The 14,799-nt window shown below is 67.5% G+C and carries 13 protein-coding genes and 1 tRNA gene; 9 read left to right on the top strand and 5 right to left on the bottom strand.

Annotation, left to right across the window (positions count from 1 at the left end; translation table 11 throughout):
• The first annotated feature begins 154 nt into the window (after window positions 1–154).
• The 3 genes from N5J73_RS13190 to N5J73_RS13180 all read left to right on the top strand — a co-directional run bounded on the left by N5J73_RS13190 (window position 155) and on the right by N5J73_RS13180 (window position 3,133).
• Window positions 155–922: a hypothetical protein gene (locus N5J73_RS13190; RefSeq protein WP_164078725.1), complete on the top strand. Its 768-nt coding sequence runs from the start codon at window positions 155–157 to the stop codon at window positions 920–922.
• 376 nt (window positions 923–1,298) lie between these two features.
• Window positions 1,299–2,237 carry a 2-dehydropantoate 2-reductase gene (panE, locus tag N5J73_RS13185; RefSeq protein WP_049446500.1) on the top strand — a complete coding sequence of 313 codons (939 nt, stop codon included), beginning with the start codon at window positions 1,299–1,301 and terminating at the stop codon, window positions 2,235–2,237.
• A complete protein-coding gene (locus N5J73_RS13180; RefSeq protein ID WP_049446499.1) occupies window positions 2,234–3,133 on the top strand; it encodes an epimerase in 900 nt (299 codons plus the stop codon). Before panE ends, N5J73_RS13180 begins: the two co-directional genes overlap by 4 nt.
• Before the next feature lie 89 nt (window positions 3,134–3,222).
• Here N5J73_RS13180 and N5J73_RS13175 read toward each other — a convergent pair whose 3' ends face one another.
• Window positions 3,223–4,020, bottom strand: coding sequence for a TatD family hydrolase (locus tag N5J73_RS13175; protein WP_049443593.1), 798 nt, complete (start codon window positions 4,018–4,020; stop codon window positions 3,223–3,225).
• Between the two features lie 67 nt (window positions 4,021–4,087).
• Between N5J73_RS13175 and hrpB the strand changes: the two genes are divergently transcribed.
• Together hrpB and N5J73_RS13165 are read left to right on the top strand one after the other, a co-directional pair.
• Window positions 4,088–6,592: an ATP-dependent helicase HrpB gene (gene hrpB, locus N5J73_RS13170; RefSeq protein WP_279941042.1), complete on the top strand. Its 2,505-nt coding sequence runs from the start codon at window positions 4,088–4,090 to the stop codon at window positions 6,590–6,592.
• Window positions 6,593–6,736: 144 nt separating this feature from the next.
• Window positions 6,737–7,111, top strand: a complete 375-nt coding sequence (locus N5J73_RS13165) for a hypothetical protein (RefSeq protein ID WP_049443563.1) — start codon at window positions 6,737–6,739, stop codon at window positions 7,109–7,111.
• Window positions 7,112–7,171: 60 nt separating this feature from the next.
• Here N5J73_RS13165 and N5J73_RS13160 read toward each other — a convergent pair whose 3' ends face one another.
• Both N5J73_RS13160 and N5J73_RS13155 read right to left on the bottom strand, forming a co-directional pair.
• Entirely contained in the window at window positions 7,172–7,711 is a 540-nt protein-coding gene (locus tag N5J73_RS13160) for a pseudouridine synthase (RefSeq protein WP_049443565.1), read from the bottom strand.
• 160 nt (window positions 7,712–7,871) lie between these two features.
• The gene (locus tag N5J73_RS13155; protein WP_049443567.1) at window positions 7,872–8,729 is read right to left on the bottom strand and encodes a class I SAM-dependent methyltransferase; all 858 of its coding nucleotides are present in this window, start codon (window positions 8,727–8,729) and stop codon (window positions 7,872–7,874) included.
• Window positions 8,730–8,898: 169 nt separating this feature from the next.
• Here N5J73_RS13155 and N5J73_RS13150 point away from each other — a divergent pair, with 169 nt between their 5' ends.
• The 4 genes from N5J73_RS13150 (at window position 8,899) to N5J73_RS13135 (ending at window position 13,331) form a co-directional block, all read left to right on the top strand.
• Window positions 8,899–9,855, top strand: coding sequence for an aldo/keto reductase (locus N5J73_RS13150; protein WP_049443569.1), 957 nt, complete (start codon window positions 8,899–8,901; stop codon window positions 9,853–9,855).
• Between the two features lie 645 nt (window positions 9,856–10,500).
• Window positions 10,501–10,573, top strand: a tRNA-Gln gene (locus N5J73_RS13145).
• 356 nt (window positions 10,574–10,929) lie between these two features.
• Entirely contained in the window at window positions 10,930–12,054 is a 1,125-nt protein-coding gene (locus tag N5J73_RS13140; protein ID WP_049443571.1) for a slipin family protein, read from the top strand.
• 56 nt (window positions 12,055–12,110) lie between these two features.
• The gene (locus tag N5J73_RS13135; protein WP_279941041.1) at window positions 12,111–13,331 is read left to right on the top strand and encodes an RtcB family protein; all 1,221 of its coding nucleotides are present in this window, start codon (window positions 12,111–12,113) and stop codon (window positions 13,329–13,331) included.
• Window positions 13,332–13,373: 42 nt separating this feature from the next.
• Here N5J73_RS13135 and N5J73_RS13130 read toward each other — a convergent pair whose 3' ends face one another.
• Entirely contained in the window at window positions 13,374–14,279 is a 906-nt protein-coding gene (locus N5J73_RS13130; protein ID WP_049443575.1) for an NAD(P)/FAD-dependent oxidoreductase, read from the bottom strand.
• Window positions 14,269–14,724 (bottom strand): Rrf2 family transcriptional regulator, encoded by a 456-nt coding sequence (locus N5J73_RS13125; RefSeq protein WP_049443577.1) that lies wholly within the window; start codon window positions 14,722–14,724, stop codon window positions 14,269–14,271. The genes N5J73_RS13130 and N5J73_RS13125 overlap by 11 nt, the downstream gene beginning before the upstream one ends.
• Window positions 14,725–14,799: the final 75 nt, after the last annotated feature.

Here is a 14,799-nt window from a genome sequence, read left to right as displayed (position 1 = left end):
AACCGGCCCCACCCCGCCTTCGACAGATTGCCGCTGCTGTTGGTAGGTGTCGACCTTGGTCGACACGGTAGATCCACGCCATGCGTGGATGAAGCATTCACGGTAAGGCCGATGCTCGGCTCTTTTCGTTCGGGATTGCGGCTAGGCTGTGGTCATGAAGATCACTTCCATTCCGTTGGACAAGGCCGTGTCGGATGGCCCCGTCGATGCATTCAGCCATGTCCTGCTGAGCGATTCGCCCACGCTGGATGAGGTGCTGGATTGCCTGGCCTCGCTGCACGTGGCCGCTCCCCGCCATCGCTACCTGTGCACGCTCGATGATGCCGGCCAGTGCCGCTACACCAGCATGCACGCGTCAGACGACGCGCGCATCGCGCTGTACGAGGACGAAGACCCGGAAACCCCCGAGGATGCGTTGGCTGCACGCGAGCGGTTGCTGGCGCATGTCATCGCGCAGCTTGAGCATTCCACGCACCGGCTGCAGTGGCCCGCGCTGGCGGGCACGCTGATGTGCAGCGACGAGGACATCGAGGCGCTGGTCGCCGCCAATGCAACGCCGGACTTCATCGTCGACGAGGTGGTCTGCGTGCAGCAGGTGCCGGTGGACCGCGATGACCTGCTGATTGCCGCCCTGCCCAACGGCTACTTCAGCGCGGACTGGGACATCTTCCAGAACCATGCCCTGATACGGCATCTGCAGGAGCGCCACGACTACCGCCTGTTCGGACTTGGCGCATCGTGGCTGGGCTTCCAGCGCGACAGCGCGCCGTCGCCTGCACAGGCAAATGCGTTGGTCGCTGACCTGCAGCGCGTCTACGCGGCCGGAACACACGACACCTGGTCACAATTGGCTGCAACGCTGGCCACCCGCACCACACTGCTATTGGGCTATACCGAAGGCTTCAGCGAACAACTGACCTGAGCACCGCTCTGCACGAGCGAGCGCAGCGAGCGACCCGCTTCTGCTCCTGATCTGTTTTCCGTGGTGGCCGCACCCGGAAACTGTCAGGAGTCGTGTGCGATGGGCTCGCGGGGTATCCGCGCCATGGATGGCGCGGCTAAGCCCCAGGGGTGAGGGCGCTTTGCTTGCGAAGCATTGCTTCGCAAGCGCCCGAACGCACAGCCGCCAGCGGCTGGGCCGGACCGCGGAGCGGGGTTCACGGCGTCCCCCGCGAACCCATCTCACACGACCCAGCTCATGAAACCAACTGCGCGAACCACCACGAGGGGCTCCGCCGTTGGCCGCAATCTCCGGCACAATCGCACTCCTGATTCCCCCAGAAAACGGTGAACGTGCAATGCGCATCCTGATCCTTGGCGCCGGCGGTACCGGCGGTTACTTCGGTGGTCGCCTGGCCCAGGCCGGCGTGGACGTAACCTTCCTCGTACGCCCCGCGCGCGCCGCACAGCTGGACCGCGATGGCCTGGTCATCCGCAGCCCGATCGGCGATGCCAACTTCCCGGTGCAGCACGTCACCGCCGATGCGCTGCCCGCATTGGCCGCGCAGAAGCCGTTCGACCTGGTCATTCTCAGCTGCAAGGCCTACGACCTGGACAGCTCGATCGACGCCATTGCTCCAGCCGTGGGCGCGAACACTGCCGTGCTGCCCATCCTCAATGGCCTGCATCACTACAATGCGCTGGACCTGCGCTTCGGCCGCGAGGCGGTGCTGGGCGGCCTGTGCTTCATCAGCGCCACCAAGGCACCTGATGGCGCCGTGCTGCATCTAGGCAAGCCGGCCAAGCTCACCTTCGGCGAACGCGATGGCGGCGCGGCGTCCGCACGCGTACGTGCCTTCGCCGCCGCCTGCGCGCAGGCCAATCTTGATCACCTGGCCAGCGAACACATCGGCCAGGAACAGTGGATCAAGTACACCTTCCTGACCGCGCTGGCCGCCGCGACCTGCCTGCTGCGTGCGGATATCGGCACCATCGTCGCCACCGATGATGGCGAGGCGATCGTGCGTGGCCTGTACGACGAGTGCCTGGCCGTGGCCGAAGCTGCCGGTGAGCCGATTCCCGACGCCGCGCAGGACACCGCGCGCGGCACCCTCACCCAGGCCGGCTCTGCATTGAAGGCATCGATGCTGCGGGACCTGGAGGCTGGCCAGCAGGTCGAGGCCGAGCAGATCGTCGGCGACATGCTGGCGCGTGCACGCAAGGCCGATCAGGAAGCCCTGTTGCTGCAGGTCGCCTACAGCAGCCTGCAGGCCTACCAGGCACTGCGCGGCGCGTGAGCATCCCGTTGCAGGCCAGCGCGCTGCCTACGCGGGTGCTGATCCTCGGTATGGGCTGGAGCGGATGCGTGCTGGCCACGCAGCTGCAGGCACGGGGAGTGCACGTCGTCGGCACGGTGCGTGACCCCTCATCGGCGCCGGACGATGGCCTGCTGCGGCATCAGCTGCACGCTGACACTCCACCGTCGCCAGCCCTGCTCGATGAGATCGCGCAGGCCGAGGCCGTGCTATGCAGCGTGCCGCCCGATGCCGAGGGCGACCCGGCACTGCGTCTGCTGCTTCCGGCACTGCAGGGCAGCCCGGCACTGCGCTGGGTCGGTTATCTGTCGTCCACGTCGGTGTATGCCGACCGCGCCGGCGGCTGGATCAACGAAACCAGCGTGGCCGATGCCACTGAAACGACGGGCGTACGGCGCCTGCTCGCGGAAGCACAGTGGCTTGCACTGGCTGAACAACGCGGCATCGCCTCGGCGGTGTTCCGCCTGCCAGGGCTGTATGGTCCTGGCCGCAATGCCCTGCTGCAGTTGGCGGAGGGCCGTGCCCGCCATGTGATTCGGCCGGGCCTGGCGTTCAACCGCCTGCACGTAGAGGATCTTGCGGCAGTGATCATCGCGTCGATGCAGCGACCGGCGCACCGGGGCCTGTACCTGCCCAGCGACGACGAACCGGCACCACCACAGGATGTGCTGGCCTTCGCCGCGAAGCTGGGCGGGTTTGCGATGCCGCCTGCCGTGGCCTGGGACGACCCGACACTGAGCCCGACGCTGCGGCGCTTCTATGAGAGCAACAAGCGCATCGACAGCCGTGGCACGCGCCAAGCCCTGGGCTGGAAGCCGAGGTTCCCGACGTACCGGGAAGGACTGCGGGCTGCTGGAATCACTCTGACCCGCTTGTAGAGTCGAGCTTGCTCGACTGCTTCTGCACGGCAGTCGAGCAAGCTCGACTCTACGACACACGGTCGCCGCGTTCGACGCGACGAAGGGAATCAACCCGCGTCGGGCAGGCGGAAGAACGTACGCGTCGCGGCAGTTGCATTGGCCGCCGTCACCGCCACGTCCTCGCCACGGTCACGCGCCAGCTCTTCCACGATGTGCGAGAGGAACATCGGTTCGTTGCGTCGGTCCTTCGGCAGCGGCTTCAGCGTGCGCGGCAGCAGGTACGGTGCGTCGGTCTCGATCATCAGGCGGTTGGCCGGAATGTTCTTCACCAGCTCGCGCAGGTGCGCGCCGCGGCGCTCGTCACACAGCCAGCCGGTGATGCCGATGTACCAGTCCTGGTCCAGGTAATCGAACAGCTCATCGCGCTCGCCGGTGAAGCAATGCACCACCGCCGGCCCGATGCGGCCTTCGAAGTTCTTCATCTGCGCCATGAAATCGGCATGCGCATCACGCTGGTGCAGGAACAGCGGCTTGCCATTGTCTGCGGCCAGCTGCAGCTGGCGCTCGAACGCACGGTGCTGCGCCGGGCGCGGCGAGAAGTCACGGAAGTAGTCCAGCCCGCACTCGCCCACCGCCACCACTTCCGGATAGGCGTGCAGCGCGCGCATCTCGGCATCGCATTCTTCGGTGTACTCCACCGCGTGATGCGGGTGCACGCCGGCCGTGGCATACAGGAAGCCCGGATGCTGCTGCGCCAGCTGCACCGCCAACGGTGAGTGCTCGCGGCTGGCACCGGTGATGACCATCTGCACCACGCCGGCCTGCCGTGCGCGGTCGAGGACGGCATCGCGGTCACGGTCGAAGGAGTCGTGGGTCAGGTTGGCGCCGATATCGATCAGGTGCATGGTCATCGCGGGGGAAAAGTGCCCGCGCATTGTACCTGCGCCCGCCATGGCCCCTTATCCTTTGCACATGAACGCCCCGCTCTTCCCGATTTCCCCGCTGCTGCCGCAGATCCAGCAGCACCTCGCCGTGCAGCCACGGCTGGTGCTCGAAGCTCCGCCCGGCGCCGGCAAGACCACCCAGGTGCCACTGGCCCTGCTCGATGCGCCGTGGCTGCAGGGCCGGAAGATCATCCTGCTGGAACCGCGCCGGGTGGCCGCACGCAGCGCTGCACTGTTCATGGCGCGGCAGCTGGGCGAGGAGGTCGGTGGCACGGTCGGCTATCGCATCCGCTTCGAGAACAAGGTCTCGGCGCGCACGCGCATTGAAGTCGTCACCGAAGGCATCCTGACCCGCATGCTGCAGGACGACCCGATGCTGGAAGAGGTCGGTGCGCTCCTGTTCGACGAATTCCACGAGCGCCATCTCAGCGGCGACCTCGGCCTGGCTCTGGCGCTGGATGTGCAGGCGCAGCTGCGCGACGACCTGCGCCTGGTGGTGATGTCGGCCACGCTGGATGGCGAGCGGCTGGCGCGCTTCCTCGATGCGCCGCGGCTGAGCAGCGAGGGCCGCAGCTACCCGGTGGCGGTCAGTTACTTCCCGGCGCGCCGCGATGAGGCGCTGGAACTGCAGGTGCGCCGCGCGGTGCAGCAGGCGCTGGCCGAACACCCCGGCGACCTGCTGGTGTTCCTGCCCGGTCAACGCGAGATCGCGCGCGTGCAGGCGGGGCTGCAGGAATCACTCGACGGCAACGTCGAGCTACTGGCCCTGCATGGTGAGCTGCCGGTGGAACAGCAGGCGCGCGTGCTGCAGGCCGCCAGCGATGGTCGCCGCCGCGTGGTGCTGGCCACCAACGTGGCCGAGTCCTCGGTGACCCTGCCCGGCGTGCGTGTGGTGATCGACAGCGGCCAGGCGCGCGAACCGCGCTACGACCCCAACAGCGGCTTCACCCGGCTGGACGTGGTGGCCATCGCCCAGGCGTCGGCCGACCAGCGCGCCGGTCGCGCCGGTCGCGTGGCCGAAGGCGTGGCCTGGCGGCTGTGGCCGCAGTCGCAGCGGCTGGAGCCGCAGCGCCGCGCCGAGATCGATCAGGTGGAACTGGCCGGACTGGCACTGGAACTGGCCGCGTGGGGCAGCAGCGACCTGCGCTTCCTCGATCCGCCACCGGCCGGCCCAATGGGCGCCGCCCGCGAACTGCTGCAGCGGTTGGGCGCGTTGTCCAGCAGTGGCGCGATCACCGCACTCGGCCGGCGTGTGCTGGCGCTGGGCACGCATCCACGGATGGCGGCGATGCTGCTGGCGGCGCCCGATGCACGCGCACAGGCGCTGGCCGCCGATCTGGCCGCGCTGTTGGAAGCCCGCGACCCGCTGCGTCAGGGTGGCGACGCGCTGGCGAGCCGTTGGCGCGCGCTGGCCGCGTTCCGCAATGGCCGCGCACCGGGTGACGCCAACCGCAGCGGTCTGGCCGCCATTGATGCGGCCGCCAGGCAGTGGCGACGTCGCCTGCGCTGTGATGCCGCGCCGCCGGCCAGCATCGAGGCCCACGAGCTGGGCGACCTGCTCGCACATGCCTTCCCCGACCGTATCGGTTTCCAGCATCCCGGTGATCCGCTGCGCTACCTGCTGGCCAATGGCCGCAGCGCGCGCCTGCACGAACTGAGCGACCTGCGTGGCGAACCGTGGCTGGTGGCCAGCGAGCTTCGCTTCGAGGCACGCGATGCGCTGCTGCTGCGTGCCGCACCGGTGGACGAAGGCCAGCTGCGCAAGGCGTGGCCGGAGCGCTTCGTCACCGAAGACGTGGTGCGCTGGGACAGCGAGCGCCGCGCCCTGGTGGCGCTGCGCGAGGCCCGTTTCGACCGCATCGTGCTGGACAGCCGCTCGGCCGGGCGGGTCGATCCGCAGCACGCCGCGCAGGCCCTGACCGACGCGGTCGCCGAACTCGGCCTGCAGGCCTTGCCGTGGACCGAAGGCCTGCGCCAGTGGCAGGCCCGTGTCGAATCGCTGCGACGCTGGATGCCGGAACTGGACCTGCCCGACTGCAGCGACGCGGCCCTGCTGGCCACGCGCGCGCAGTGGCTGCAGCCCGCGTTCGCCGGCAAGACCCGTCTGGATGCGCTGGACGAATCCAGCTTCGGCGAGGCGCTGAAGTCGCCCTTGGAGTGGTCACAACGGCAGCTGGTCGAACGCCATGCACCGATCCGCATCACCGTGCCGTCCGGGCTGGAGCGGCCGATCACCTATGCGCTGGACAGCGAGAGCGGCGAACCACTGCCGCCGGTGCTGGCGGTGAAGCTGCAGGAACTGTTCGGCCTGGCCGACACGCCGCGCATCGCCGATGGCCGCGTGCCGCTGACCCTGCACCTGCTCTCCCCCGGTGGCCGCCCGCTGCAGGTCACCCAGGACCTGCGCAACTTCTGGGAAAACACCTACGCGGAAGTGAAAAAGGAAATGAAGGGCCGCTACCCACGCCATCCGTGGCCGGATGACCCGTGGACGGCCACGGCCACGCACCGGGCCAAGCCGCGCGGAACCTGACCGGTCGTGCCGGCACGGCCGATTGCGGAGCCTGCCTGATCCTGAATGGCTGCGGTAAAGTCACACCACGTGCGTCCCCGACTGACATACCGTTTACGGGCAACACGCGACACTGGACTTCGACCCGAGGCAAAGGACCCCCGCATGAGCAAGCTGACCGTAATCACCGACCGCGCTCTGGAGCGCGCCCTGGAGCTGGCCCACACCGCCGGCGATGGCCTGAAGAGCGCCGGTGGCAGCCTGCGCAACGCGGACTGGATCAAGACCGGCGCCGCCCTCGGCGCAGTCAGGACCGGCGGCAAGGTCGCCACCAAGTTCGCCCGCCGCAACCCGGCCGTGACCATTGCCGCAGCTGCCGTCGGCGTCGGCCTGCTCGGCTACGCGTTGTACCGCAAGCAGCAGAAGAAGAAGGCTGCCAATGGCCACGTGGTGAATGGGCAGGCGCAGCGCATCAACGCACGCGACCGCCGCAACGACACCGTGGTGGACGAGCACAGCGATATCGGCAGCGACGCCTGAGATCGTCGGCCACTGCCAGGGCCGGGGTCCTTCCGCAGGAAGGGCTCCGGCCTTTTCATTTCAACCGATCTGCCGCCACTGCCCCGGCTGCAGGTCCTCCAGCCGGTACGGCCCCATCGACACCCGCACCAGCCGCAGCGTCGGCAGGTTCACCGCCGCGGTCATCCGCCGCACCTGGCGGTTGCGGCCCTCGCGGATCGTGATCGCCAGCCAGGCATCGGGCACGGTCTTGCGGAAGCGCACCGGCGGATCGCGTGTCCACAGAGACGGCGCCGGATCGAGGCGCTGGATCTTCGCCGGCAAGGTCGGCCCATCATTGAGTTCCACCCCATCGCGCAGCTCCTGCAGCTGCTCATCGCTGGGCGTGCCTTCCACCTGCACCCAGTAGGTCTTGTCGGCCTTGTGCTTCGGGTCGGTCAACTTGTGCGCCAGCGTACCGTTATCCGTCAGCAGCAGCAGGCCTTCGCTGTCATGGTCCAGGCGGCCGGCGGCATACACGCGCGGCGGCAGGCCGAACCCGGCCAGGGTCGGCCGCGGCGGCACGCTGCGGTCGGTGAACTGGCAGAGCACGTTGAAGGGCTTGTTGAAGGCGATCAGCATTGCGGGCACGGCAGTCGGCGGGTGGGGCATTGTCCCATGCCGTGCCACGCGCCACGTCCCTGTAGTGCCGAGCCCATGCTCGGCTGCTGTTGTTTCCTGTCGCGCTGCGCGCGATGAGCCGAGCATGGGCTCGGCTCTACAGGGTCAGCGCATGCCCCCCTTACGGCTTGATGAAGCGCAGGGTCATGCGGTCGCTTTCGCCGATCGCCTGGTACTTCGCATCATCGGCCTTGTCGTGCTGGTTGGTCGGCGGCAGCGTCCACACGCCGTTCGGGTGGTCCTTGGTGTCACGCGGGTTGGCGTTGACCTCGCTGCGCGCGTCCAGCTTGAAGCCGGCGGCCTCGGCCATCGCGATCACCTGCTGCTGGCCGACATAGCCGGTGTCATCCTCGTCGGCCACATCGGCCTTGGCGCGATGCTCGACCACGCCCAGCACGCCGCCCGGCTTGAGCACGTTGAAGAAGCCCTGGAACATGCCCTGCGCCTGGCCGGCCTTGCGCCAGTTGTGCACGTTGCGGAAGGTCAGCACCACATCGGCTGAATTGGCAGGGCCGAACACCGGCTTGGCCGGATCGTAGGCGACCACGGCGGTCTTGCCGAACTGTGCCGGTGCACCGGCATACTTCTTTTCCAGGCTGTCGCGGCTGCGCTGCTGGTAGTCACGGCCGCGGCCTTCGGGCACGGCCATCGGATCGACAACGGCGGCAACGTAGTGGCCCTTGTCATGCAGCAGCGGCGCCAGGATCTCCGAGTACCAGCCGTTACCGGGGGTGATCTCGATGACGGTCTTTTCCGGTGCCACCTTGAAGAACGACAGCGTCTGCGCCGGATGACGGAAGCCATCGCGCTTGACGTTGTTGGCATCACGGGTCGGCGCCTTCACTGCCGCGTCGATGGCCGGCGACACCTGGATCTGCGCCGGCGCCACCGTGGCCGGTGCGGCGAACGCGGGAACAGCGGCAAGCAGGGCCGAGGCAAGCAGCAGGCGGCAGCCACGCAGGGACGAAGCAGGCATCATCGGGACGACTCCAGCGGAAGATGCGGCGAGACTAGCAGCCACGGCGCCCCAGGTGTTCACAAAACGTTAGCGGCGTGCGCGTTGCGGAACACTGTTTTGTGGCCATCGCCGCAGCACGGTCACACTACGCGTCTTATTCTGGAGCACTTCCCCCAAGGAGTCCGTGCCCATGACGGCAATCCGCGAACTGGGCCGTTCCGGCCTGCATGTACGTCCGCTCGCCTTCGGTGGCAATGTGTTCGGCTGGAGCGCCGATGAGAAGGCCAGCTTCGCCCTGCTCGATGCCTTCGTCGACGCCGGCTTCAACCTGGTCGACACCGCCGATGTGTATTCGGCCTGGGTGCCGGGCAATGTCGGCGGCGAATCGGAGACGCTGATCGGCAAGTGGTTTGCCCGCAGCGGCAAGCGCGACAAGGTGGTGCTGGCAACCAAGGTGGCCAAGTGGGCCGAACGCCCCGGCCTGACCCCGGACAACATCAATGCGGCGGTCGAGGATTCGCTGCGCCGCCTGCAGACCGACGTGATCGATCTGTACCAGGCCCACGAGGATGATGAGTCGACGCCACTGGAAGCAACCCTGGCCGCGTTCGGCCGGTTGATCGAAGCCGGCAAGGTACGTGCGATCGGTGCCTCCAACTACAGCGCCACGCGGCTGGCCGATGCGCTGAAGGTGTCCACCGACTACAAGCTGCCCCGTTACGAAACCCTGCAGCCGGAGTACAACCTGTACGACCGCGCCGGCTACGAGAAGGAACTGGAACCGCTGGTGCAGCGCGAACAGATCGGCGTGATCGGCTACTACGCGCTGGCCAGTGGCTTCCTCAGCGGCAAATACCGCACGCCGGCCGATGCGGCCAAGAGCCCGGCGCGTGGCGAGAACGTGGTGAAGCGCTATCTGAATCCGCGTGGCCTGCGCATCCTGCAGGCACTGGATGACGTGGCCAGCAAGCACAACGCCAGTGCCGCGCAGATCGCACTGGCATGGCAGATCGCACGGCCGTCGATCACCGCGCCGATCGTCAGCGCCACCAGCGTCGAGCAGCTGCACGATCTGCTGGCAGCGGCCAACCTGTCGTTGAGCGTGCAGGATATCGCGCAACTCGACGCCGCCAGCGCGGAAGCCTGAGTTGTAGTGCCGGCCGCTGGCCGGCATTCCACAACAGCGAAGAAAATAATTGAACAAAATGGTTGCGCGCGAGTAAATCGTGGTTTATCGTGCGCACCTCGTTTCAACAACCACTGGAAACTTCCCTTGAACGCGCATTCCGTCGCCACCGCCAAACTGCTGCCATGCCTGCGCATGGACGTGCTGGCGCGCGCGTTCGGCAAGGAAGACCAGCTGACAACGGCCTGATATCCGCCCTGCGGAGATCGGCCACCCCGATCTCCGAGGCCTGACGACGCCCTCGGAACGCAAGTCCCGGGGGCGTTTTCGTTTGCGTCGGCACAAGGAACCGCGATGCCAGAACTGCACCCCGCGCGGCAACCCGCCGCTCACTGACCCAGGCTTTTCCCGCCCCGCCGAAGGATTTACTTCGCGCGACCGGCAGCGCCTGGACATTATCTGCATCGCATCAAAACATTATCGCTCGCCGATAATGTCGGTGGCCTGCACCCTCGATTCTCCAACGGTCCCGTTTCAACCACGGGCTGGTGCGCGCGGCGTTGCCGTGGCGTATGCCGGAGGTCGCGGACATGCCATCGCCTGGATCGCCTGCTGGAGGCAGGCGCCGGTTCGCCGGTACGCGGTTCGATTCCGCGCGGTCCCCAACTGGATAGCTCAGTAGGGTAGAGCAACGGATCCTGATTCCGTCTGTCGTGGGTTCGACTCCCACTCCAAACCACATGACCTGTCACGTCATGACTTGAAGCAACACCCGGGGCGCAAGCCCCAGCGGCCATCGTCGCCGTCCACCGCCATCGCCTTCGGGCGGGGCGTGGAAGGCAACGGACCGCACGCCGGGCCTCGGTCCGCCGCCACTGCCAGCCACGTTCCGCCCCGGTGCTGCCTGCCGGCAACGACGATGGCAGCAGTGCCGGTGCACCGAAGGCTCCGCGCGCGGACCGTCCGCCGATGGCCGCCCTCTTCCGCTGCCTGCACGTGGTGTGCAGGCGGCCTCGCCACGACCTGAGCGACCCGGGTCATGGCGGTTCATCCGCAACGGGTCGAACCACCAGAGCCATACAAGGAGAGACTCCCATGTTCTGGACCATCAAGGTCGTGATCGGCGACGGCGAGCGCGGCCTGGTGTATCGCAACCGTCGTTTCCAGCAGATCCTGCTGCCGGGCGTGCACCGCCTGTCGCCGTTCGGCGGCCGGCCGCACGTGGACATCCACACTGCATCGAAGGGCGCGGCCTATACCGGCAGCGACCAGGACAGCCTGATCGAAGCGCTGGGCACACAGTTGGACACGCACTTCGTGCTGGCCAACGTCGGTGCCGGCGAGGTCGGCCTGGTGCTGCGCAACGGTCGCATCGATGAAGTTCTGCCGCCGGGCAGCCGCCGTCTGTACTGGCGTGGTTCGGTCGATACCCAGGTGCAGGTAATGGCGTTGGGTGACGAGCCGCGCATTCCGGCGGACGTGCAGCAGCGCCTGGGCCAGTTGGGCGTGCTGCCGCGTGTGGCGGTGATCAGCACGGTGCCGAGCGAGTCGGTCGGCCTGCTGTTCATCGATGGCACGCTGCGGCAGACGCTGGACGCCGGCCTGCACGCGTTCTGGAACTTCAACGGCAACGTGTCGGTGGAGCGTGTGGAACTGCGTGCACGTTCACTGGACGTGTCCGGCCAGGAGCTGCTCAGCCGCGACAAGGTGACCCTGCGGGTGAACCTGGCCGCGACCGTGCAGGTCGTCGACCCGGTGCGTGCACACCGCACGCTCAGCAATGCCGATGAGTTCGTCTACCGGCAGCTGCAGTTCGGCCTGCGCCAGGCAATTGCCGCGCGCAGCCTGGACGAGCTGCTGGGCGACAAGGCGGCGCTGGACGGCGAGATCGCCTCACATGTGCAGGCGGCAATCGAGGGCCACGGCGTGCGGTTGCTCGGCGTCGGCATCAAGGACGTGATCCTGCCGGGTGAGATGAAGGAGATCCTCAACGGCGTGGTGCTGGCCGAGAAGCAGGCCCAGGCCAGCGTGATCCGTCGCCGCGAGGAGGCCAACGCCACGCGTTCGCAGCTCAACACCGCAAAGCTGATCGAGGACAACCCGGTGCTGATGCGCTTGAAGGAGCTGGAGGCACTGGAGAAGGTCACCGAGAAGATCGACAAGCTCACCGTGTTCGGCGGCCTGGATGGCGTGCTGAAGCAGCTGGTGACGATCAGGTAGGGGGTAGCGGCGGCGCAGGGACGCGCCGCCGGCCCATCAAGGACAAACACGAAGACATGGACACTCAACAGAACTATCAATGGCTGCACGCCGAGGGCACCACGCCGATCAAGGGCTGGGTCAACGGTGTGCCGCTGGAAGCGCAGGCGCATGAGCAGCTGCGCAACATCGCCGCGATCCCGTTCGTCGGGCCGTGGGTGGCCGTGATGCCGGACGTACACCTGGGCAAGGGCGCGACCGTGGGCTCGGTGATCCCGACCCGCGGTGCGATCATCCCGGTCGCGGTCGGCGTCGACATCGGCTGCGGCATGGCGGCGGTGCGTACCACGCTGCGCGCCAACGACCTGCCCGATGACCTGCGGCAACTGCGCAACAGCATCGAGCGCAGCATTCCGGTGGGCAACGGGCGCGGCGGCGAGCATCACCGCATGCCCGACAGCATCCACACCCGGCTGGTGCAGTCCGGGCTGGCCGCCGGCCTGGAGAAGATCAAGGACAAGCACCGCCGCATCCGCACCGACAAGCTGGACCGCCAGCTGGGTACGCTGGGCGGCGGCAACCACTTCATCGAACTGTGCCTGGACGAGACGGACACGGTGTGGGTGATGCTGCACAGCGGCTCACGTGGTACCGGCAACCTGATCGGTACCTACTTCATCGAGAAGGCGCGCGAAGAGCTCGCGCGCCGTGTGCTCGGCTTCCACCTGCCGGACAAGGACCTGGCGTTCTTCATGGAAGGCGAGCCGCTGTTCGATGACTACGTCGAAGCGGTGTCGTGGGCTCAGGACTACGCCCGGCACAACCGCGAGGCGATGATGTCGCGCGTGCTGGCCGAGATGCGGCATCGACTGCCGAAGTTCCAGCTCGCAACGATGGCGGTGAACTGCCACCACAACTACGTGCAGAGGGAGACGCACCACGGGCAGGAACTGCTGGTAACACGCAAGGGTGCGGTCAGTGCGCGTGAGGGCGAGCTGGGCATCATTCCCGGCAGCATGGGCACGCGCAGCTACATCGTGCGTGGCAAAGGCAACGCGGACAGCTTCCACAGCTGCAGCCACGGTGCCGGCCGGGTGATGAGCCGTGGCGCCGCGCGCCAGCAGATCACGCTGGCCCAGCACCGCGAGGCCACCGCGCACGTGGAATGCCGCAAGGACAGCGGCGTGCTGGACGAATCACCGGCCGCGTACAAGTCGATCGACGATGTGATGGCCGCGCAGCTCGACCTGGTCGACGTGGTGCACACGCTGCGCCAGGTGCTGTGCGTGAAGGGGTAATGGCGCGGTGCCGACCAAGATCGGCACCCACCTGTGCAAGGATCAGCGCGCCACGCTGTCCTCGGCCACAAGCGCATGGTGCAGGCCAATGCCCGCACGCACGCCCTCGGCAGCAGCCAACGTGATGTTGCCGACCGTCGTGGCATCGCCTGCGGCATACACGTTCGGCACCGAGGTCTGCTTCATCGCATCGACCTCGATCAGCACGCCCAGCGGGCTCTCGGCCAACGCGCAGCCCAGCTGCTGCACCAGCGGCGTGGCCATCGCCTGGGTGGCCGACACGAACAGCGCACGCTGGGCGATGCGGCGGCCGTCGGCCAGCTCCACTTCCAACCAGGTCGGCTGGTCGCCCTGCACGCCCAGTACCGGCGAGGTCTCGATCTGCACGCCGCGCTGCTGCATGGCGGCGCGCTCGTCATCAGTGATGTCCAGTCCCATGCTGAAGAACGTGACATTGCCCCAGTCGGCGAACAGCGGCGCCTTGCTGGCGGACATCGGATGGCCGCCAAGCAGGCCGATGGCACCACCACCCACTTCATAGCCATGGCAGTAGGGGCAGTGCAGCACGGTGCTGCCCCAGCGCTCGGTCAGTCCGGGCAACGCCGGCAACTGGTCGGCGATACCACTGGCCAGCAGCAGCTTGCGCGCCGCCATGACCTGGCCATCGGCGGTGCGTACTTCCACACCTTCGGCGCTGGCGCTGGCCTGCAGGGCTTCGGCATGCACCCAACGCACCGTGGGGTAGTCCAGCAGCTGCTGGCGCGCGGTCTTCAGCAGCTCGGCGCCGCTGACGCCATCCAGCCCCAGCACCCCGTGCGAATGACCGGCGAAACGATTGCGCGGCGAACCGGCGTCGATGACGGTGACCGGGCGACGGGCGCGGGCCAGGATCAGGCCGGCGGCAATGCCGGCGTAGCTGCCGCCGACGATGAGCACATCAGGATTCATGGTGACCTTCCAGGGAACGGTGATGGGCAAGATGTCGGGCGAAGTCGGCGCCGAGCTGGTCCAGCGTGGTCGCCTGCAGCCGCGCTTCGAGCAGGCGCTGCGCCTCGCGTGCGCCCTCGAGCAGGGCGCCGTTGACCAGCTGCTGGATCGGGCAGCCGCCACCCGAATCGCGGGCCCCGACCTGCACCAGCGGCGGTGCGCCCACGGCCAGATAGATGTCATGCAGGGTAATTGCGGCAGCATCGCGGGCCAGCAGGCTGCCGCCGCCGTGGCCGCGGGCACTGCTCACCAGGCCGGCCTTCTGGAGTTGCGTCAGCAGGCGCCGGATCACCACCGGATGGGTGGGCAGGCACGATGCCAGCTGCTCGGAGGTGCGCGGGGCGGCCTGGCCGACCAAGTGCGCCATTACATGCAGGGCGTCGGAAAGCGGGTTCGCGGATTTCATGTAACAACAATAGTTACATTTAAATCCTCTGTCGAGAGTCCGCATTCGTTCCATATGGACACATTTGTCCTATGA

This window comes from Stenotrophomonas sp. GD03654, from assembly GCF_029845105.1.
In the GTDB taxonomy this organism is placed as follows: Bacteria; Pseudomonadota; Gammaproteobacteria; order Xanthomonadales; family Xanthomonadaceae; genus Stenotrophomonas; species Stenotrophomonas africana.
The sequence above is the reverse complement of the archived record's forward strand: the minus strand, read 5'-3'. Positions and strand labels throughout refer to the sequence as shown.

Excerpts from the sequence above, each read along its gene's own strand:
- N5J73_RS13190 (WP_164078725.1), top strand. The coding sequence starts at position 155 with ATGAAGATCACTTCCATTCCGTTGGACAAGGCCGTGTCGGATGGCCCC.
- panE (WP_049446500.1), top strand. The coding sequence starts at position 1,299 with ATGCGCATCCTGATCCTTGGCGCCGGCGGTACCGGCGGTTACTTCGGT.
- N5J73_RS13175 (WP_049443593.1), bottom strand. The coding sequence starts at position 4,020 with ATGCACCTGATCGATATCGGCGCCAACCTGACCCACGACTCCTTCGAC.
- hrpB (WP_279941042.1), top strand. The coding sequence starts at position 4,088 with ATGAACGCCCCGCTCTTCCCGATTTCCCCGCTGCTGCCGCAGATCCAG.
- N5J73_RS13165 (WP_049443563.1), top strand. The coding sequence starts at position 6,737 with ATGAGCAAGCTGACCGTAATCACCGACCGCGCTCTGGAGCGCGCCCTG.
- N5J73_RS13160 (WP_049443565.1), bottom strand. The coding sequence starts at position 7,711 with ATGCTGATCGCCTTCAACAAGCCCTTCAACGTGCTCTGCCAGTTCACC.
- N5J73_RS13155 (WP_049443567.1), bottom strand. The coding sequence starts at position 8,729 with ATGATGCCTGCTTCGTCCCTGCGTGGCTGCCGCCTGCTGCTTGCCTCG.
- N5J73_RS13150 (WP_049443569.1), top strand. The coding sequence starts at position 8,899 with ATGACGGCAATCCGCGAACTGGGCCGTTCCGGCCTGCATGTACGTCCG.
- N5J73_RS13140 (WP_049443571.1), top strand. The coding sequence starts at position 10,930 with ATGTTCTGGACCATCAAGGTCGTGATCGGCGACGGCGAGCGCGGCCTG.
- N5J73_RS13135 (WP_279941041.1), top strand. The coding sequence starts at position 12,111 with ATGGACACTCAACAGAACTATCAATGGCTGCACGCCGAGGGCACCACG.
- N5J73_RS13130 (WP_049443575.1), bottom strand. The coding sequence starts at position 14,279 with ATGAATCCTGATGTGCTCATCGTCGGCGGCAGCTACGCCGGCATTGCC.
- N5J73_RS13125 (WP_049443577.1), bottom strand. The coding sequence starts at position 14,724 with ATGAAATCCGCGAACCCGCTTTCCGACGCCCTGCATGTAATGGCGCAC.